This window comes from Paraburkholderia sp. BGA-UO-ETr-F21 (assembly GCF_059567925.1).
On record NZ_JCAQOY010000036.1, the window covers coordinates 361,516 to 379,149 of the forward strand.

Consider the following 17,634-nt stretch of genomic DNA (forward strand, 5'->3'; position numbering starts at 1 on the left):
GGTAGGCCAAGGAACAAAAAACGCGGGGCTTCGAAAAATTGGCGGTACGAATGAAGGCGGCAGCGACCTGGCGATCGCGCAAATCGCATCGGGTCACGGTCGACACAATCCGATCAACCATCAAGGACCCCCGTCGCCAGTTCCCGAAGCCGCTTACCCACGAACCGTGCCGCCTTGGAGAGCGGCCTTTGCCTGTTGAATCCCAAAGAAATCGTGCGCTTGATCGCCGGCTTTTCACTACGAACGCCCTTCAGCACTCCCGCATTCTGCTCTTCCCTGATGGCGAGCAATGGCAGGATGGTCAGCGCGTGGCCACTTACGGCGACGTCCTTCATGGCGGTGAGCGTGTCGACCTCCGTCACAATGACCAGAAACCGCCAGCCTGTCGGCCGGCCCCGCGGTCTGGCTGGCAGCGCTTGCGCCCGGAGCCGACGCGTCCGGCCGCGCCTGGCGGACTCGTGCCGGCCGCTTCGCCAACCCGTCTGCGGTCACCAACACGCTGGGCGTCGCAGACGATGCACAGGCCCTCGCCCTCTTCCGCTCCCCGCCGCCTCTGGTGCCTGCCCAAACTACGTATGGGGAGACATCAAAGTCTGCGGGGAAAAACGATCAGAAGGTCGATATCAGCGTTGAAGTCTCAAGCCTGAGACACGGTCAAAGTTAGCACACGACGACGACCATCAGCGATGGCACTGTCACCGGGTTTTCGCTGGACCGCAAAATCAGCGCGACACGGCTGCCGCGGAGGCTTAGTTGCGAGGAACCGTGGTGCGCTTCAATCGTGACAATGCTTCATCCTAGTGTGAACGGCTAAGCCCGCGGACGAACCGAGACTGCCTACGAAGGGCACATGTCGACCCTGACCGGTCACTCCCGCTTCCAGAAAGCGGACCTTCAAACGGTGTAACGTGGGCTCTTGGTGACCGACGTTTGGATGCATTCTCAGGAATATGCGCCTCTCGTTGCGATTGAGAACAGTGGGCTTTGCGCGTTACTCCGCGAGGGATGTCGCTCGGGCGGTGGCACGCCGTACTGCTGGCTTCGTGGCTAGTTCATCCAGTGTGATAAAGAACTCGAAGCCCTTGTGGTTCTCACGCGTCACCAGAAATCCGAGCCTGCGGTGGAAAGCGATAGACAATCGGTTGGTCTTGTAGACATGGCTTCGTAGCTCACCGATTCCCCGTTCGGTCGCCAGAGTCGCGATATTCGCGAACAGTTCACTTATTACGGTGTACGTTCGATGCAAGGGATGCGTAACAAAAGCACCAACGAACCAGCACGCTTCGGCTTCCGGGCGAAGCATTGCATAGGCCACGAGTTTCCCGTTCCGTCGCACAGTGCACACCTCATTAACCTCCATGGACGTGCACAATTTCTGCCGATGTTCGTCTACGTCAAAGGCGTCGCCAGCTCGTTCTGTGTGCTCACGCAATGTAAGTATGTCAAGCGCGAGAAGTTCATCGACGGAATGCGACATAGGGTGAGTTCAGGATAATAGGGAGGCATGCAGAGGCACGCTACAAGCGTACTTCAGAAAATATTTCCCGCCAATTCGGGCCACTTCAGTGGCAGCCCCCCACTCGCGGCTTGCCACTGCATGCAAACCGGATAACGTGACCCGTCCGCCTTCCGCTTGATCGAGAATCAACCGTTCACGCGGCGCGGATTGCCCGACCTTTCCTCACCGAATCAAACCGCGAGTCGAGCGCTCAAGAAAATCGTAAAAAGGCTTAACCTCGGCATGGGCTGTTGCAATCTCAGCAATCTCCGGCTTCGCTTCGTCAAGCGTCTTCCCGCTACGGTAAAGCAGCTTGTAGGCATTCCGGATGGCTTGTATCGCCTCCTTGCTGAAGCCACGGCGTTGTAGCCCCGTGGTATTCACTCCGACAGGTGAAGCGTGATTGCCTTGTGCAATAACAAACGGCGGCACATCTTGCGCGACACCAGAACAGCCGCCCACCATAACGTGCGCTCCGATGATGCAGAATTGATGGACTGCGCACATACCGCCGATGATCACGTGATCATCCAGGATAACGTGACCGCCTAGCGTTGCATTGTTTGCCAGAATGCAATGGTCTCCAACGATGCAATCGTGGGCGACGTGAGCATTGACCATCAGAAGGTTGTCGTTTCCGACCTTGGTGATACCGCCTCCTTGGACCGTGCCGCGATGGATCGTGACACTTTCCCGGATTCTGTTGCGATCGCCCACTTCTACGACGGTTGGCTCTCCAGCGTATTTCAAGTCCTGGTTGTCTTCTCCGATCGTGGCGAAAGGGTAGATCGTGTTGTCTCGGCCAATGCGGGTGTGCCCGCTTACGACAACGTGCGACTTAAGGACGGTGCCTTCGCCAATCTCGACGTCACCGCCTATACAGCAATAGGGACCAATGCGAACTCGAGCCCCGATGACGGCGCCTTCTTCAATAACTGCAGTCGGGTGGATGACAGCCGTTTCGTCAATCACAAATTTAGCCTCTCAGGAATGTCAGCATTGGACTCTAGCTCAAATTAAATCCTAGAGCAGCGCGCTATGATTCGCTTTTCGGGCTGAATAAATAAATCTTCGAATCCGCTCGGCCATAGCTTTCAACTAGCTATCGACAACTGAAACCAGAAGAGATTGTTTACGATCATGGCGCATGCCCAGATCGTCGGAATTGGCCGGTAATCGAGTTATGCAAACTGCATACATCGCGAATCTCGCGAGGCCGCGCTCAACAGCGCGCGCCCCACAAGAAACGGTCGCATTGATTGAACCCGGACATCCAAACTAATCCGGCACGCAGAACTTCCCACCTGTCAGGCCGTCATCAATGCTTGACGCAGTAAGATTTGGAACGTCTGAAATAAGAGTGATGGAGCCCACACGATGGCAATTGCTGCGAATCCGATTGATCCGATCACGGGTATTCTCGAAGCTTTCAAATCCAACAATGTCGTCGCGATTTGCGATGGTGGCCACGGATGTGAACAGGCTTATGCTTTTCGAATTTCGCTGATCCGGGACCCCAGATTTGCTTACATCGTGAACGATATCGTAGTTGAAAGTGGCAATTCCCTTTATCAGGAGATGATGGACCGGTTCGTTGCGGGGGAAGACGTACCCGAAAATCAACTCCGCCAAGCTTGGCAAAACACCACGCAGCCCCACGACGTGTGGGACCGCCCTGTCTTTGAAGGGCTTTTTCGTGAAGTGCGTCATTTGAATGCCTCGCTTCCAAGAGACCGTCAGATCCGCGTATTGCTAGGCGATGCGCCGATAGACTGGTCGAAAATCGCGAACGCCGAGGAACTCGATAAAGCTTGGCGAGCGTTAGGCGACCGCGACAGTTGTGCAGCGGAAATTATCCAACGCGAAGTGCTGGGCAAGCGGCGCCGCGCGCTGGTCATCTACGGCGGAATGCATCTATTGCGTAGAAATCTTTTCTGGCAGGCGAAGAACTCCGAAAAGGCGGAACAACAATACAACCCACTACCAAGTAGCCTGGTTTCGTTGCTGGAAAGCGAAGGCGCCGAGGTCTATTCCGTTTGGGTGCCGGTTTTTGTTGATCTGGCGACTCTACAGTCCGAAGCCTCGTCATGGCGCAAGCCAAGCCTGGCAGTCATCCGAGGCACACCACTCGGAGAAGCGGGTTTCCACTCGTATTATCCGCACCCGATGTTCGTCAAGGACGGCGATTCCATGGTGGAAATCTATGTTGATCCGACGCGATCTCCAGTGATGCAAGATCAGTTCGATGCCATCCTTTATCTTGGTCCGCCCTCTGAGTTGACCTGGAGTCAACTATCTCCGGGACTGTCGTCTGACCCGGAATACATAAAGATGCGCTCGAGCCGACTCGCCTTGACAGGAGTTCCCGGTGTCGATTAATCAGCGAGAGACGGGCCAAGCTCGTCTCCTGACTGATTCCATCGCGCTCGTTTCCCATGTGGGATTCGCAGAGCAACAGGTCGACCCGATTGTCGACAAATTGGCCGACGACGTCGAATGTCCCAAAATGGCCGGGCACCGCCTCACGCGATTGGCATACCTGCTTCGGCTTTGCACGGCTGCGGTCGGCAGCACGAGACCCAAAGGGGACAGTCCGCTCTGCGCAGTCGGTCACGGCGGCCCACACAGGCCTGTCACAGATTCTTGACCATGCACGTGGCCGAGGCCGGGCAAAGAGACGCAAATTGCGAAGTGGCCAGTAAGCGATCCGGCACGACGGCTCTGTCGAATCCACGGTATCCGATGGATGCGAACCACGCGGCTGCGGTCGTGGTCAGCAAGACCAAGCGACGGATACCATTGCACACAGCATCTCGCTCGGCGGTCTCCACCAGCGCGTGGCCAACACCCTGTCGTCGCGCACCGTGAGCGACGGCCAGCGACCGCAGCAGCGCGTCAGATCCGAACTGCTCGAACGCGACACAACCCACGAGACTAGCATCCCCGAGAACGGCGACATGGAAGCGAGGTATCTGCTCAACGGTTACATCCTGCGTCGGCAGACCTTCACTGTTTAGCAATGCGAGTATTGGGCGATAGTCGGCGGCATGCGCTGGACGGATGACAAAGGCTTTCATATGGTGATCCAGTCAGTTTCTGTGTTTTCTGCCCGATCGAAGCGTTGAATGTCTCGCTATATTGTCGACGACTTTCGTGCCCTGTCCAAGGTCTCGTTGTGGCCGCGCTCAGCCGAACGACCTCTCATCTATCGAACCGGTACAGCGTCGCAGTACAGTCGTCAATCTCCAAGGAATGGACGACATATTTGCCGTCGGACACAGCGGGGATAGTCTTTGCCCAGAAGGCAGCCGCTCCCAGGTTTTCCGTCACGTGCCATATCTGCCAGCTACCTGGGAACTTGCGCAGCAAATGAGACACGGCCTGTGTTCCCACGCCTAGACCACGATAACGCCGAGCCACGAAAAAGTAACCGATATTGAACTGTACCCCAGTGACATGCACCTCGTCGTCGACGATAACGAAACCGGCGATTTGGGTATCGACGAGAATGAGAAATGGCATCGTCGTTGAACTGGAGAGATAATCGAGCTTCGGACGGATAGCAAAAAAACCGTCGTCGGTAAACGGAAGTGGAATCCACTCGCTGAAGTCATAGTTATAAAACTGCATCAGGTTTACGATTAGCTGATGGTCCGTTTTATCAGCCCGCTTTAATTCGATTTGTGGCATGTGAAGACTCGATCGGCACTGATTGCGTTAGTGGCCCGAGGGCTGAATCAATGCAGATTGTCGACGATTCATCCAGCAATGTCGAACGTCCGAAAATGGCCGGATCGTGCCTGATTTGGTCGCACCAACCGCCACTGAAGGATGCGGTCGACCCGAGTGACGCCGACGCCTAGCGATCGGGCCGTATTTCCAGATAACGGCATTGCTACAATGGTTGTCATTTGCGTACGAACAAGCGACATGGCGGAAAACAAAATCCTGTTGCGCTCAGCGGAGCCTGACGACGCGCTGATCGTCGCGAGACTGCATACCCAAAGTTGGCAGGCAGCCTATTGTGAAATCCTGCCCACCAAGTATCTGCTTGAGAAGGTGCCGGCTGACCATGCTTCACATTGGGAAACCTATATGGCGCGGCCGGCCAACACGCGAGGCCTCGTTATGTTGGCCGAGCAGGAAGGAATGCCGGTCGGCTTTGTCAGTGCCGAGAATGTTGATGATTCGCCCCTCGGAACATTGCTAGACTGCCTCCATGTACTCCCAGCCTATCAAGGATGCGGAGCCGGAAAACTGATGATTGAGGCGGTGCGAACGTGGACGAGAGAACAAAATCAAAACCTGATGCATCTTTATGTGCTCGAGGATAACGCTCGAGCTATCGCGTTTTACGAGCGGAGCGGTTGGCGATTTTCTGGGACTAAATCAAGTTACATCGACACAACCCCAGTGGTCGATCGACGATATGTCATCGACATATAGTTTGTCGTCGATTTGGCGAGGCGTTATGACGGTCCGCTATTGGCCGCGCACTATCTCATGCAAAACGCATCCGTGACTCGACCTCCCTCGGTTTCGATCGACAACACGCGACCCGTTACGGACCTTCGATTTTCTCCAAAGCGGCCGTTCAACATGCTCAGCCAATCGAGCTGATAGGATGACGTTCGTGCTCCAAACTCCTACTGCAGTTTATTTGCCAATGGAATTCGAGATTGAGGGAAAGGTCGGCATTTCAGCGCCCACGCCTGCTCAGATCAGCCGTGCAATAAAAGCGTTGCGCAGCTATGGGCCGTCTTCTTATGCCTCTCTGACGAATGAGAGTGGAAGTTACGTTCAGATTGCAGGGGGCGGCGTCACTTGCATGGTCGAACACTTTGATGCCTGCACGAATACGCGTTCAAGAGCCTTCCATGACAAGCCCAATCCAGTGTTCCCGGACGGGAGCATATTGGTGTGTCGGGCGGGGAACATTCCGATGCGTTCCGATGAATGGTTCATGTCGACGCAGGTCATCGACATATTTTCCGCGTTTCTGAGTAACGCTTCATTCCCGCCTTATGTTAACTGGCGACCCGCGCCGGGCTTCTAAGCTGCGTGCGCTCGGACCATCCAAAAAGCATCCGGACAACTTTGACGGCAACCGATGCCGGTGACTGTCGGTGAACTAGGCGATCCCGTTGAACGACACAAGTTGGCCGCGGTGCAACGCTACCCGACCCTGAAGGGACCTTCGAAATACCCAACAACGGCCATTCAATGATCTGCGCTGTCAACGCTGGCTATTTACCCACGTCGCTGGAAATCCACGCTCGAACCACGACGTTGACAGTGGCCACTACAGTTTGCCAATCATCAGGATCGAGTCCGTGCGCATCTATCCCGTCAAGCGCTTGGGCAGCTAGTTCTTTCGAGCGCTCGGTCGACGTGTGAAAACGCTTATGGATAAGCGTTGCCGTCCTTTGCAACGTACCTTGGCTGTAGCGCGCATTCATTGGCATTCGTCCATTCGATTGGTTTTAGTCGAGGCGTGTTGTAATTCTCGCGCCGGAGTCAGCGTCCATTGAGTACTCGCCGCCATAAATATACCAACCGCACATACCGTTTTCCGGGGATAGCCGACCCGCATGAAGCGGGACCTTTTCAAGGGACGCAAGTGAGATTCCTACCTTCTGGCTCTCGTCGGGCGGCGCGTATTCTGCACCGAATCGCTTGCAAACGTTTCTTTGGTCATTGGACATGGTCGCGCGCGGATATGCTTAGCTCGTCGTGATTGTCGCCGAATCTGCGGGGCGTGTTGGATGTCTCAAATCGGCCGGGCACCGCCTCACGCGATTGGCATACCTGCTTCGGCCTTGCACGGCTGCGGTCGGCAGCACGCGACCCGAAGCGGGCCTTCAGATTTCCCGAAAGCGGCCGTTCAACAGTCTGGGATGTCTCGGATCAAAATATCATGTTTACGCCAGAGTTTTCTGCAACCGACGCCACAGAACACACGCTGATCGCCAATCACTATGTCGAGACGGAAGATGCACTGAACCTAAGCGTTGCGTTCGTACGGGCGCGGATACTTTTTGGCCGACAACACGTGCCTCTGCCGACAAGGTTTGTGGCGCACTATGACGTGCGTGGACAAAGGGTTGTGGACGATCTGGAGGGGCGGCTGGAAAAAGCGCTCGGAGACGTCGCCGAGGTTCGGGTGAAGCGGTCATGAGCCTTCAACTTATAGCTCGTGGGGCATCCCTGAGCGATGTTGAGCTCAGTCTTGACCTGCTCGACGGTAAAGCCGAAGTATTTTCGATTGGCCGAGAGCATGTCGGGATTTCTATCCCGACCCGATTGCTTGACACTGTCGGGGAGGCAAAGGTTAGAGAGGCGCTACGACACTTGACCGTCTATGACCTTTACTCGGGCGTTTGGAACGGACAGTAATGCGTAGTCGAGCAAATTGGAAAATCGACGGGAAAATTGTCGACGATTCGGAGAGGGATATCGACCGTCGCTTCATGGCCGGATCCGGGCCGACGGCGAACGCACCACCCCGACCCAGAAGAGCCCCTCGCGGAAAGCCATAGGGTCGTCCGTGCGTTCCGCCGACATCTGATCACCTATGCCACAATTACCGCCGAATCTAAAGCTGAAGGCGAAGGGCTGGGCCGCCGCCAACGCATACCATCCGGTGCAACCATGCCCAAAGACGATGTTCAAGCGGTCTTGGATATTTATTATGTCGGGGCGCTTGCGGCGGCCAAGTCCGGCTTGACTCAACATTTTCACGAGTTGTCGGCGCCGTTTCTCCTGAGCGTATCTCAGGCTTACCTCGATGCGCCCGTCCGAGTCATGTTCATTGGGAAGGAAACTAACGGTTGGTGTGGCAAGCTGGGAGCCTTCTACGAGCGTCCGGACAGGATCGACATCGCGAAGGCTCGCTATGAGAATCAACACGCCCGCGGCACCGGTAATAGCGAGTTACTGCGGCAGTGGAAGCGGTTCGCCGATGCGTTCGCTGGAGGCGATCGAGCGGCTGTTTGCTGGAACAACCTAATGAAGATGGACTGGCACCGCCCGAAACGCGGCTACTCTAGGAGCTCGATCGGGCATTCCGCTCATTTGTTTGATTTTTCGGTTGCAGCCGTCAAGTTCGAAATCGAATTGCTTAAGCCAGATCTAATCATCTTCGGTAGTGGCCACACGTACGATCGCGCCTTGAAAGCCGTGCTTCCGGAGCGTCAGACTGTGAAGGTCGAGCCAAAGGCTCTTTGGCACTTCCGGTCGAATGGCATCGAGTGTTTTAGGACATTCCACCCTGGTGCACGGGATAAGCACGTCAAAGAGTGCTACCGGAAGATTATTGACACCGCTTCGAACGCGTTTGGGGAGCGCCTACCGCAGAAAGCTTCGCCATAGGCTACCTTTGCCTCAACATTCTTCCCAGCGACCGTGCGGCGTGTCAGCCGCTGTGTTGACGAGACGGAACGCGGCCCAACGTGGCCTTCTCGTGCTCACGCGTCTTCTAATCGCTTGAACAACTCTTTGTGTTGTCGGTAGATAGCGGCTAGTCACGACCGATAGTCACCTTCCAAATATCCCTTCGCTCTAGGTGCAGGTTTGCCGGCCGCATGACACTGGGCTTGTTGCCTCTGAACAAGCCTGATCCGAACACGCTGCTTCATGATCCATGCGAGGTGGTGGCGGGCGTATGGTCGATTGTCCGCGATTCGTGGTTCCGTGTCGAATGACCGCTCATGGCCGAGATGGAATGGACACTGTGGGCGTTACAGGCTAATTTGTTTGGCCGATAGCCTCGCAATCGGAAACGATCCTGAGTTTATCGCCGTCGTTACAATGCGAGACCTAACCCCACTGGAGATGATCGTGAATGGTGAGAAAATTCGAGTTGGTCTCGTTCTCTTTCCCAGACTGACACAACTTGATCTGACGGGGCCGGCAGAGGTGTTCGGGCGCATGCCTGGTGCCGAAATACACCTACTTTGGAAAACACTCGATCCGGTATCGTCCGACCGCGGACTGAGCATTTTGCCCACCACCACGTTCGCGGCTTGCCCTGAACTGGATGTGATCTGCGTTCCAGGCGGCCCTGGCCAAATCGAACTCATGGATGATGAGATCACACTCCAGTTCCTCAGGCGGGCTGCTGCGCATTGCAAACTGGTTACGTCGGTCTGCACTGGATCACTCGTTCTGGCAGCTGCAGGCCTACTCACCGGCTACCGCGCAACCTGCCACTGGTCCTCTATCGACCAGTTGAGTTTGCTCGGCGTCGAACCTGTTCAGGAGCGCGTTGTGCGGGACCGTAATCGGATAACGGGCGCTGGCGTGACCTCGGGTATAGACTTCGCCTTGACTGTAGTGGCCGATCTCGTAGGCCATCAAGTCGCTCAGGAAATCCAACTTCAGATGGAGTACGATCCCGAACCCCCATATCAGGCGGGATCGCCGCGCACTGCGCCGCCAGCACTGACTAAAGCAACTCGCGAGAAAATCGCCTCCTTTATTGAACACCGCAGGACTGCTACAAAACGCGCGGCAGAACACCTTGCGAACACGCCGAAGTGAGCAGGGTTCGCGCTGATTGTTGACGATCTTGGCCGATGCGTCGAGCGTCCGAAGTGGCCGGTCACGGGCAATCGGCAATCGGCAATCGGCAATCGGCAATCGGCAATCGGCAATCGGCAATCGGCAATCGGCAATCGGCAATCGGCAGCACGATATCCGTTTGGGCACTCGTTAATGCTCCAGAAGTGGTAAATGATCTCGTAGCACGGTCCATCATCCAATGTCACAACGCATCGACGCGTCACTCCGTCTCCGTTTCCTGTGCTTCAAGCTTTGTCTAGCCACGTAGTATTGAGAGACACGCGTTTCCCATGCGCACGGTCGAGACGGAATCGATGGCGGCTGCGTATCGTCGATACGGATGAGCCGACGTGTCATGGCGACCTGCTTGATAGCGAGCTACGCGGCCGAAACGCACCGCGTCAGACGCGGCACAGGAGGACTCGCCGGGCGGCGCGCCCTTCCTTCGGCACGAATACCCCGATCACGTTGGTGTCGTAGGGCACGTTGCTCTCGCGATTGCGGCGGAACCAGTCCGCGGCCATCAGCATGAAGACCGCAGTGTCCGGCACAACCACTGTCTCGAGAGGTACATCCTTCGACGGGCGCACGCCGTCCGGCACCGCGCCGGACTCGGGCGATAGATAAGGCGCGCCGGAAAGCTCGCGGAACCGCGACGGTGGCGCCGCCTCGTACGGGCCGTCGGTATAAGTTTTCCAAGCGCCGTTCGCCTTGAAGTGGAAAGCGACTGCGTATTTACCATCTTGGTCGGTGAAGCGGATCCGCAGGTCGCGTTTCTCGGCATCCCAGCCCTGCTCGTCAGCCGGCGTTCGACAGATGTCATACGTACCCGCCAGTCCCTCGGCGTACGCGACAGGCGCCGCGAACGCGTAGGCTGTGAGGGCGGCGAAAACGAGGACACGAAATGAGCTCGACATGATGAAACAATCTCCTAGGAAAGGACGTACAAACGGATCGGCCTGCAGCGTGCGGTCCGGCGCATTGCCCTCTTTGATGCCGCGTCCGGCAGCGTTGCGAGCATCAAGTGCAACTGACCGCAGGGGCACCAGGTTCGCCGTCACGCTGCCGTGGCCAAGCACGTAACCAGTCATTGCAAACATGCCGAAGCCGACCATCGTTCGCATGATGCCGAGCCCGCCGTTACGGCCGCCGACATCGAAGCCCTCGCGGGGGCTGCTCGGGACGAGCTCGTCGTCGAGAATGGGCAGATGCTGCGGCAGCACGCGATTGTCAGCGATCTAGCCGGCATTGTCGAACGTCCCGTTGTGGCCGACCAGCGCCTGACGACCGGGCGCAGCGATCTTGCCGGGCGCGCACATCAACCAAGAGGCATAATCCGACCCGCTCCGGTTTGTCAAATATCTACGAAGCGCCCATTCGTTCGTCGTGGCGTGCAACGGGCTACCGTCCCACGCGAGAACGAACCGAAAGGGAAATGGCAAACTCCTACGCCAATCGCAGATCCCACAACGCATCGAGTACATGTTGCGTGGAACGATCGACGTGCCCCGCGCGATGCGCAATGCCGAGCCGACGCCACAACGCCGGGCGCAGCGGACGCATTACAATGCGCGCGTCGGCGAATGGCGTAGTGGCCTCATGAGGCAGCAGCGCCGCACCATAACCTGCCGCTACCAGACTCTTGATCGCATCGTTGTAATTGAGCTGAATGCGCGCTGCGGGATGGTGCCCTCCGGTCGCAAACCATTCCGCAGTCAGACGCGAGAGACGCGTGGTCGCATCATTAAGTATGAGCGGCTGGGCGGCGAGCCATTCCGGCGTAATGCGAGCCGGACACCGCCAATGCGCCGGCACAAAGGCCATCACGGGGTCGCGGCGCCAAGGCTTTATCACGAGTCCAGCCACGGGAGGCTGAGGCAGTGCGACCAGCCCGATATCCAATGTCCCATCCACCAATCGGGTTAGCGTTTCATGCGAGGTGAGTACGGCGATCTGTATATCGATAGCGGGATGGTGCTGGCGCAGCACTTCAAGCGCTTGCGGCAAAAGATGCGCAATCGCGCCAGTCGATGCTCCGAGCCGAACGCGTCCGACAAGACCTTGAACCTGGCGGTGAACATCGTCTAACGCCTGTTCCGCGTCGGCCAGCAGTCGACGCGCGCGCTCGACCAACAACTCGCCTATTGCCGACGGCCGGACATGTCCACGTTTGCGCGAGAGCAGCGGAGCCCCGATGCGCTCTTCCAGTTCAGCGATGTGGAGGCTGACCGTTGGTGGCGCCAGATACAACGCACGCGCCGCGTCAGCGAATGAGCCACGGTCGGCAATAGCGACCAGGGTGCGCAAGCGGTCCAGGCTGATCTCTCGCATGTCGGCGTCCAGATTCAGAAAAACTGAATATCGAAGTTATGAAATTCAACTTTCTCTATTCTAGTGGTGCACGGAAGATACGAGCTCATTCCACTTACCAGTTACCGGAGTATCGCGCGCATGAGCTCTCCCCTTGTTTTCATCGACGGCGACCAGGGCACCACCGGGTTGCAAATCCACGAACGGCTTTGCGGCCGGACCGATCTGAAACTGGTCACACTTCCCGCGGCGGAACGTAAAGATTCCAGGCGTCGCGCGGAAGCCATCAACGCTTGCGACATTGCCATCCTCTGTCTGCCCGATGGCGCCGCGCGCGAGGCAGTGGGCGCCATTGTCAACCCCGCCGTCAGGGTCATCGACGCAAGTTCCGCCCATCGCATACACCCGGACTGGACATACGGCTTTCCGGAAATGACGCCGGGACAGGCTGAGCGCATTGCGACCGCGCGTCGGGTCACTAATCCAGGTTGCTATCCGACCGGTGCAGTTGGCCTGCTGCGTCCGCTGCTGCACGCCGGGCTCATTCCGGGCAACCACCCGGTCAGCATTTACGCGGTGTCTGGTTATTCTGGACGCGGGCGTGCGGGCGTCGAAGAATACGAGGGGCCGGGAGCGGTCAACGCACCGTCGTATCAAATATATGGTCTGGAGCTCGCGCACAAGCACGCCCCGGAGATCCAGCAGTACGCCGGACTCACGCAGCGGCCGATCTTCGTCCCCGCGTACGGTGCGTACCGCCAGGGCATCGTGCTGACGGTATCCCTGAATGTGCGGCTGCTGGAGCCCCCCGCAGACGGCGCTTCGTTGCACGCGTGCCTCGCACGCCACTACGCCGAGGCGGCCCACGTACATGTTCTGCCACTGCACGAATCGCGCGATTTAAAGCAGCTGGATCCGCAGGCACTGAACGGTACAGACGATATGCGTTTAAGCGTGTTTCCTAACGCGGAACACGGACACGTTCTGCTATCCGCGGTTTTCGATAATCTCGGCAAAGGCGCAGCCGGCGCAGCGGTTCAAAACCTGAACCTCATGCTCGCGCAGTAATGGCGGCAGCTCGCTTACGCTATGTTCGGCCGCGCCGACACGCCAACGATTGTTGGCAATCTGGTCGCTACCGTCGAATGTCTCATACTGGCTGACCGGAGCCGCCAGATTCGTCAATGGTCTAGTTCAATGCGGTAGCGAAGAGACTCCGCGAATCCATAGGCCACCGTCTTTCGGAAGCGCTCGACCAAGACACCATCGCATGCTGTGATTGCCCGCTGGGAGGCTATATTTTCCGGGTCAACCGTTAACTCGACGTAGGACAACCTTTGCAGCCTCGCTTCGCCGAGCATCAAGTTAAGCGCCTGCCTGGCGTAGCCGTTGCCTCTCTTCCACGGCACGACAGAGAAGCCAATATGTCCAAGCACGTTCGGCGGCAATTCGGTCGTTCCAGCCTGCCAACGAAATCCGATTGCACCGCTAACATCGCCGTCCCAGATCCATCGGACAACGCTTGGCAGACGGGCCACGGTCGAGCCATCGGGCAAAGGAATCGGGCCGCCCGATGCGGTTGGATCGTCTAGGCCACCGACAAACGCCTCCGCGTTCACTTCGATGGCGTGCAATTGTTCGCGCGCAGCGACCTCCTTACGAACATTGTCAGGTGACCATCCCGTCTGAAGAGCCGAAACGTAGCTCGGAAGCAATGCGGTCGTAGGTTTCAACAATTCAATTGCGCTCATTTTGTCCGGTGCGTGTCAGGGAGCAATGATTGTCAGCAGTTTAAGCAGTGCCGCCAAATGTCTCAAAATGGCCGACTGGGATCTCACGCCTACTCGGGTCCGTCAAAATCCTGACGCAGCGAACAAGCCGGCTTTATATTGATTTGATTCGAAAAAAAACGGTCCAACAGCCTCAAGTGACGTCGAATCATATTTTCCCTCCTGCTAGGCAAAATTTTCCCAGACGTAGGATTCGCGATCGCGCCGCACGAGGGCCGAATATGCGCCGCAGCCAATATCGCCGCACTCTGGGCAGATGTAAAGCAGCACACGCTTCCGTTCTCAGGCGGAACATCGAGCAGAGTCGCGCGAGTACGCTCGCATGACTCTGCATACCCACTCACAAAGCAACCCATGAAATCCGAGTGTCCTCCAGCATTTTTCACCAGCATTTCCAGCAAAGACTGTCCGTCTATCAGGAAGTCCGCAGAGGTTCTCTCAGTGCGGGTAGCAGCCTCCGACACGGTCCCTGGTCGATGAAGTGTGCGATGTCCAAGTAGGTTCATGTTCGTATACGGAATCGGCTTAATTTGTCGGCATTGTCAACGATTGAGGAGCCCGTGTCGAATGACCGTTCGTGGCCGAACCCGGGCCAACGCGAGCCCCGCAGATCGCTGATCGCAGCAGATATGCGAAAGGCATGGACCGACCCGTTTCGGCCACTCGCGCTTCTCGGAAAGGGACATCCGGCACCTCACGAGCACAAGCGAAAATTCGTCGGTTCACAACTCCATATCAGCGGGGCAGCGAGTCTGAACTGGCTGGCTGACCCGTCGCTTTTCGTGCTCTCGCGGCTGCTATGTGTAATGCCGTCTGCCACTCTTCGTAGCCTAAAAGGAAACCTTCCATGCGCTCAAGCGTCTCGTTCCAGCCCGTTTGTTCCGCTGTGTGCCAAAGAAGTATGTAGGCGTCGATGCGCCAAGCTTCGCCGGGTCGGGCATACAAAACCTTGCGCAGCCTGTAGCCATCGCGAATCCGAGTACTGACAAATTCCCTTTTTACAAAGCGTCCGTCTGCAACATGGCGATCGAAGATCTTCTCCGGAATGTGGCTTTCTTCTCCGAACAAAGGATATTCCTCGCTGAATGCGGCAAAGGGCTTCACTCCATCCAGCATCAGCGCAAGTTCCCGATTCGTGTGAACTTGGTAAGGGCGATTGTCAAGCTCATGGCGGGGTCTTAGGATTGCCAAAGGAGGCTCTTCAGCCACGAAGCCGAAATAGGACAAAATCGCAGCTGTTTCGTGAGGATCAAGGTCATAGACACTGCGCGGGTCGAAACCGTTGTCGTCCAACAGAGACGAGATGACAACGGAATCTGCGGGTTCAATCGCAAAACTCCGCACTGGACACCCTGTTTCCGAATCAATGATTTCGAGGATGAATCTAACAGTCATATTTGCACTCGCAGACTTGCCTCACCCGGATTGTCGCCAAGCTAGCACGACCGGGTCAGCGGCCACTCGTGGCCGTTCTCACCCTTTCTCACGGCCCGGCCCAACTGGCTCTTGCCCGTCCTGCGAAAGAAGGTCGGATAGTTCAGACGCGGAGAGGCGTTTCATCTTCTTTTCGAGCTTGCGATCGTATTGCCGGTCGTTGGGCTCTGAGGACTGAGCCTTCCGGGCGTACTGCTGGACGAAGCGACTAAGCTCGCCGGCTAGCCGAGTTTTTGTGCGGTTCGTAGTCATGTGTGGATCCGGTGCTAATCCAAGTTACATCTTGCGTCAGTCTGCGCCGATTGTCGGCGATTCAGGGCCCCGATGTCGACTGACCGCTCCTGGCCGGACACAGCCTAATGTGATTGGCATACCCGTGATCTACGCATGGATCAGCGTGTCGCCGTGGAAGACATGATAGGGAGCCGATTCGAGGCTCATGTGCTCGGGGATTGGTAGCCCGTTTCCACAATAGTCGATCTCAACGTAGCTCAAATGACCCGAATCATCGGCGAACAAAAGAATTTCAAGCGATCGTGATTCGTCGGGTTCGCTATGGTCACGAAACTCTGCTTCAAACACCAGGCCGTAACCGTGTCCCCTCGTCGATATTCTAGGGACGTCGTCGGGCGCAACCATTGATAGCGCGAAACTGTTGCACCCGCATTCGCAAAGCTCGCCGATTCCGGAATTCGCAAATTGGGCCGCGAGCGCATCGCGATCGGGAAATTGGCAGCGTTCGAGGATAAACCCAATCCAATAAGCTGCGCGGTTTAGGTCATTTCGCATGTTGCGTCTAGACAGATGCGGCGTGAATCTCGGTTCGTTAGTGCTCTGATTGTCGACGATTTACGCGAGGGTGTCGACCGGCCGTATATGGACTCCTCCTCGTTTGCAAACACGTCGCTTGTCAAGCCTCGGTGTCGATTGCTCACGTATATCCGGTCTCGTACAACTGTGCCTCTGTGAGGCAACGGACCCTGATGGGCTATTCGCGCGCTGACTCCCAATCGTTCCTACGGGCTCAAGGCCTCGGTCAGTCACGGGTTTGATCAGCGCCGGTTCGACCTGTTGGCCATCGTGCGGCTTGTTTTGCAATCGTGGATGAAGGTACTGCTGGTAGTTACTGTTTCAATGTGCGGCAAGTTCCGGCTGGTAATCGGTTTCCCGTGTAATCATCGCCCAGGCTATGCGTGCGGTTTTGTTTGCTAGCGCTACGGCTGCAATGTTCGGATGCCGGCTGCCTGCTATGCGCATGACCCACAGACTTAGCGCATCAGTCCGTCGACGGGCCATCTGGATCATCGCGCGTGCGCCGTGGATTAACAGGCAACGCACATAAGCGTCACCTCTCTTGCTAATCCCTAGAAGCCGCTCTTTGCCACCGGAGCTGTTTTGTCTGGGCGTCAGTCCGAGCGACGCCGCCATCTGCCGGCCATTGGAAAACTGTCGGGCATTGCCCACGGTTGCGATCAACGCCGTCGCAACCATTGGCCCAACGCCGCGTAATTGCTGCAAACGTCTGGCGACGGGATCGGATGCGGCAATCGCAGCAATTTCACGATCGAGTTCGCGAATCCGGTCGTCCAGGGAGCGCAGGTCCTCCCACAGCCCCGTGAGCAGACGCCGGAATCGGTCGCTCAGACCGCTGTGTACGTCTTCTAGGCAGACAGGAACAGCGCGGCGCAACTGGAGAATCTCTCGGGGCGCCACAATGCCATATTCGGAGGTCAGGCCGCGAATCTGGTTTGCCTTTGCGTTACGTTGCTCCATTAATCCGGCGCGGACGCGGTGAACCGCCTGCACGTCCTGCTGCTCGACGGTCTTGACGGCAACAAAGCGCATTCCTGGCCGGCTCATCGCTTCACAGATAGCTTCGGCGTCGTTTGCGTCGTTTTTGTTACTCTTGACGTATGGCTTCACAAACTGCGGGGCTATCAGCTTTCTGTTCCATCCAACTGAAGGCAATGAAGTTCGAGCATTCGGATATTGCGAACATGCTGCCCCATGCATAGCCGGGAAACCGGCGTCCCGCGATCT

The 17,634-nt window shown here is 57.0% G+C and carries 19 protein-coding genes and 1 pseudogene; 7 read left to right on the forward strand and 13 right to left on the reverse strand.

Translation table 11 applies throughout. The features are described from left to right. Window positions 1–113: 113 nt before the first annotated feature. The 3 genes from AC57B1_RS22670 to lpxA form a co-directional block, all read right to left on the reverse strand. Entirely contained in the window at window positions 114–362 is a 249-nt protein-coding gene (locus tag AC57B1_RS22670) for a LysR substrate-binding domain-containing protein (protein ID WP_496418729.1), read from the reverse strand. 629 nt (window positions 363–991) lie between these two features. Beyond that, complete coding sequence (locus tag AC57B1_RS22675; protein ID WP_496418730.1) at window positions 992–1,477, reverse strand: GNAT family N-acetyltransferase; 486 nt, start codon at window positions 1,475–1,477, stop codon at window positions 992–994. A 204-nt stretch (window positions 1,478–1,681) separates the two neighbouring features. Beyond that, window positions 1,682–2,467, reverse strand: a complete 786-nt coding sequence (gene lpxA / locus AC57B1_RS22680) for an acyl-ACP--UDP-N-acetylglucosamine O-acyltransferase (protein WP_496418853.1) — start codon at window positions 2,465–2,467, stop codon at window positions 1,682–1,684. 408 nt (window positions 2,468–2,875) lie between these two features. Between lpxA and AC57B1_RS22685 the strand changes: the two genes are divergently transcribed. After that, a complete protein-coding gene (locus tag AC57B1_RS22685; protein WP_496418731.1) occupies window positions 2,876–3,877 on the forward strand; it encodes a hypothetical protein in 1,002 nt (333 codons plus the stop codon). 254 nt (window positions 3,878–4,131) lie between these two features. Here the strand turns inward: AC57B1_RS22685 and arsN2 are convergent, their stop codons facing one another. Next, window positions 4,132–4,575, reverse strand: coding sequence for an arsenic resistance N-acetyltransferase ArsN2 (gene arsN2, locus AC57B1_RS22690; RefSeq protein WP_496418732.1), 444 nt, complete (start codon window positions 4,573–4,575; stop codon window positions 4,132–4,134). A gap of 124 nt (window positions 4,576–4,699) precedes the next feature. After that, window positions 4,700–5,188, reverse strand: a complete 489-nt coding sequence (locus AC57B1_RS22695) for a GNAT family N-acetyltransferase (protein ID WP_496418733.1) — start codon at window positions 5,186–5,188, stop codon at window positions 4,700–4,702. Between the two features lie 240 nt (window positions 5,189–5,428). On the opposite strand from AC57B1_RS22695, the gene AC57B1_RS22700 reads away from it, so the two are divergent. Both AC57B1_RS22700 and AC57B1_RS22705 read left to right on the forward strand, forming a co-directional pair. Continuing rightward, window positions 5,429–5,944 (forward strand): GNAT family N-acetyltransferase, encoded by a 516-nt coding sequence (locus tag AC57B1_RS22700; RefSeq protein WP_496418734.1) that lies wholly within the window; start codon window positions 5,429–5,431, stop codon window positions 5,942–5,944. A 178-nt stretch (window positions 5,945–6,122) separates the two neighbouring features. Beyond that, window positions 6,123–6,554, forward strand: coding sequence for a hypothetical protein (locus AC57B1_RS22705; RefSeq protein ID WP_496418735.1), 432 nt, complete (start codon window positions 6,123–6,125; stop codon window positions 6,552–6,554). 190 nt (window positions 6,555–6,744) lie between these two features. On the opposite strand, the gene AC57B1_RS22710 is transcribed toward AC57B1_RS22705, so the two are convergent. Further along, the gene (locus AC57B1_RS22710; RefSeq protein WP_496418736.1) at window positions 6,745–6,957 is read right to left on the reverse strand and encodes a hypothetical protein; all 213 of its coding nucleotides are present in this window, start codon (window positions 6,955–6,957) and stop codon (window positions 6,745–6,747) included. A gap of 24 nt (window positions 6,958–6,981) precedes the next feature. Further along, a complete protein-coding gene (locus AC57B1_RS22715; RefSeq protein WP_496418737.1) occupies window positions 6,982–7,203 on the reverse strand; it encodes an immunity protein Imm33 domain-containing protein in 222 nt (73 codons plus the stop codon). A gap of 212 nt (window positions 7,204–7,415) precedes the next feature. On the opposite strand from AC57B1_RS22715, the gene AC57B1_RS22720 reads away from it, so the two are divergent. The 3 genes from AC57B1_RS22720 to AC57B1_RS22730 all read left to right on the forward strand — a co-directional run bounded on the left by AC57B1_RS22720 (window position 7,416) and on the right by AC57B1_RS22730 (window position 10,039). Then, entirely contained in the window at window positions 7,416–7,676 is a 261-nt protein-coding gene (locus AC57B1_RS22720; protein ID WP_496418738.1) for a hypothetical protein, read from the forward strand. Window positions 7,677–8,149: 473 nt separating this feature from the next. Then, window positions 8,150–8,869, forward strand: coding sequence for a hypothetical protein (locus AC57B1_RS22725; protein ID WP_496418739.1), 720 nt, complete (start codon window positions 8,150–8,152; stop codon window positions 8,867–8,869). A gap of 468 nt (window positions 8,870–9,337) precedes the next feature. Continuing rightward, window positions 9,338–10,039: a DJ-1/PfpI family protein gene (locus AC57B1_RS22730; protein ID WP_496418740.1), complete on the forward strand. Its 702-nt coding sequence runs from the start codon at window positions 9,338–9,340 to the stop codon at window positions 10,037–10,039. A 422-nt stretch (window positions 10,040–10,461) separates the two neighbouring features. On the opposite strand, the gene AC57B1_RS22735 is transcribed toward AC57B1_RS22730, so the two are convergent. Both AC57B1_RS22735 and AC57B1_RS22740 read right to left on the reverse strand, forming a co-directional pair. Next, a complete protein-coding gene (locus AC57B1_RS22735) occupies window positions 10,462–11,283 on the reverse strand; it encodes a hypothetical protein (RefSeq protein ID WP_496418741.1) in 822 nt (273 codons plus the stop codon). Window positions 11,284–11,506: 223 nt separating this feature from the next. Further along, window positions 11,507–12,391, reverse strand: a complete 885-nt coding sequence (locus AC57B1_RS22740; protein WP_496418742.1) for a LysR family transcriptional regulator — start codon at window positions 12,389–12,391, stop codon at window positions 11,507–11,509. Window positions 12,392–12,511: 120 nt separating this feature from the next. Here AC57B1_RS22740 and argC point away from each other — a divergent pair, with 120 nt between their 5' ends. Beyond that, on the forward strand, window positions 12,512–13,438 hold the full coding sequence (gene argC, locus AC57B1_RS22745; RefSeq protein ID WP_496418743.1) for an N-acetyl-gamma-glutamyl-phosphate reductase: 927 nt from the start codon (window positions 12,512–12,514) through the stop codon (window positions 13,436–13,438). Between the two features lie 113 nt (window positions 13,439–13,551). Here the strand turns inward: argC and AC57B1_RS22750 are convergent, their stop codons facing one another. From AC57B1_RS22750 to AC57B1_RS22765, 4 genes and pseudogenes are all read right to left on the reverse strand, one after another. After that, complete coding sequence (locus AC57B1_RS22750; RefSeq protein ID WP_496418744.1) at window positions 13,552–14,121, reverse strand: GNAT family N-acetyltransferase; 570 nt, start codon at window positions 14,119–14,121, stop codon at window positions 13,552–13,554. A gap of 774 nt (window positions 14,122–14,895) precedes the next feature. After that, window positions 14,896–15,555, reverse strand: a complete 660-nt coding sequence (locus AC57B1_RS22755) for a hypothetical protein (protein ID WP_496418745.1) — start codon at window positions 15,553–15,555, stop codon at window positions 14,896–14,898. A gap of 420 nt (window positions 15,556–15,975) precedes the next feature. Then, window positions 15,976–16,383: a hypothetical protein gene (locus AC57B1_RS22760; protein ID WP_496418746.1), complete on the reverse strand. Its 408-nt coding sequence runs from the start codon at window positions 16,381–16,383 to the stop codon at window positions 15,976–15,978. Window positions 16,384–16,725: 342 nt separating this feature from the next. Next, window positions 16,726–17,544: pseudogene (locus tag AC57B1_RS22765) on the reverse strand (IS110 family RNA-guided transposase); the annotation flags it as partial. Window positions 17,545–17,634 lie beyond the last annotated feature (90 nt).

Excerpts from the sequence above, each read along its gene's own strand:
- AC57B1_RS22740 (WP_496418742.1), bottom strand. The coding sequence starts at position 12,391 with ATGCGAGAGATCAGCCTGGACCGCTTGCGCACCCTGGTCGCTATTGCC.
- AC57B1_RS22705 (WP_496418735.1), top strand. The coding sequence starts at position 6,123 with ATGACGTTCGTGCTCCAAACTCCTACTGCAGTTTATTTGCCAATGGAA.
- AC57B1_RS22755 (WP_496418745.1), bottom strand. The coding sequence starts at position 15,555 with ATGACTGTTAGATTCATCCTCGAAATCATTGATTCGGAAACAGGGTGT.
- AC57B1_RS22700 (WP_496418734.1), top strand. The coding sequence starts at position 5,429 with ATGGCGGAAAACAAAATCCTGTTGCGCTCAGCGGAGCCTGACGACGCG.
- arsN2 (WP_496418732.1), bottom strand. The coding sequence starts at position 4,575 with ATGAAAGCCTTTGTCATCCGTCCAGCGCATGCCGCCGACTATCGCCCA.
- AC57B1_RS22675 (WP_496418730.1), bottom strand. The coding sequence starts at position 1,477 with ATGTCGCATTCCGTCGATGAACTTCTCGCGCTTGACATACTTACATTG.
- AC57B1_RS22710 (WP_496418736.1), bottom strand. The coding sequence starts at position 6,957 with ATGAATGCGCGCTACAGCCAAGGTACGTTGCAAAGGACGGCAACGCTT.
- AC57B1_RS22685 (WP_496418731.1), top strand. The coding sequence starts at position 2,876 with ATGGCAATTGCTGCGAATCCGATTGATCCGATCACGGGTATTCTCGAA.
- AC57B1_RS22725 (WP_496418739.1), top strand. The coding sequence starts at position 8,150 with ATGCCCAAAGACGATGTTCAAGCGGTCTTGGATATTTATTATGTCGGG.
- AC57B1_RS22750 (WP_496418744.1), bottom strand. The coding sequence starts at position 14,121 with ATGAGCGCAATTGAATTGTTGAAACCTACGACCGCATTGCTTCCGAGC.
- AC57B1_RS22695 (WP_496418733.1), bottom strand. The coding sequence starts at position 5,188 with ATGCCACAAATCGAATTAAAGCGGGCTGATAAAACGGACCATCAGCTA.
- AC57B1_RS22715 (WP_496418737.1), bottom strand. The coding sequence starts at position 7,203 with ATGTCCAATGACCAAAGAAACGTTTGCAAGCGATTCGGTGCAGAATAC.
- AC57B1_RS22760 (WP_496418746.1), bottom strand. The coding sequence starts at position 16,383 with ATGCGAAATGACCTAAACCGCGCAGCTTATTGGATTGGGTTTATCCTC.
- AC57B1_RS22720 (WP_496418738.1), top strand. The coding sequence starts at position 7,416 with ATGTTTACGCCAGAGTTTTCTGCAACCGACGCCACAGAACACACGCTG.
- argC (WP_496418743.1), top strand. The coding sequence starts at position 12,512 with ATGAGCTCTCCCCTTGTTTTCATCGACGGCGACCAGGGCACCACCGGG.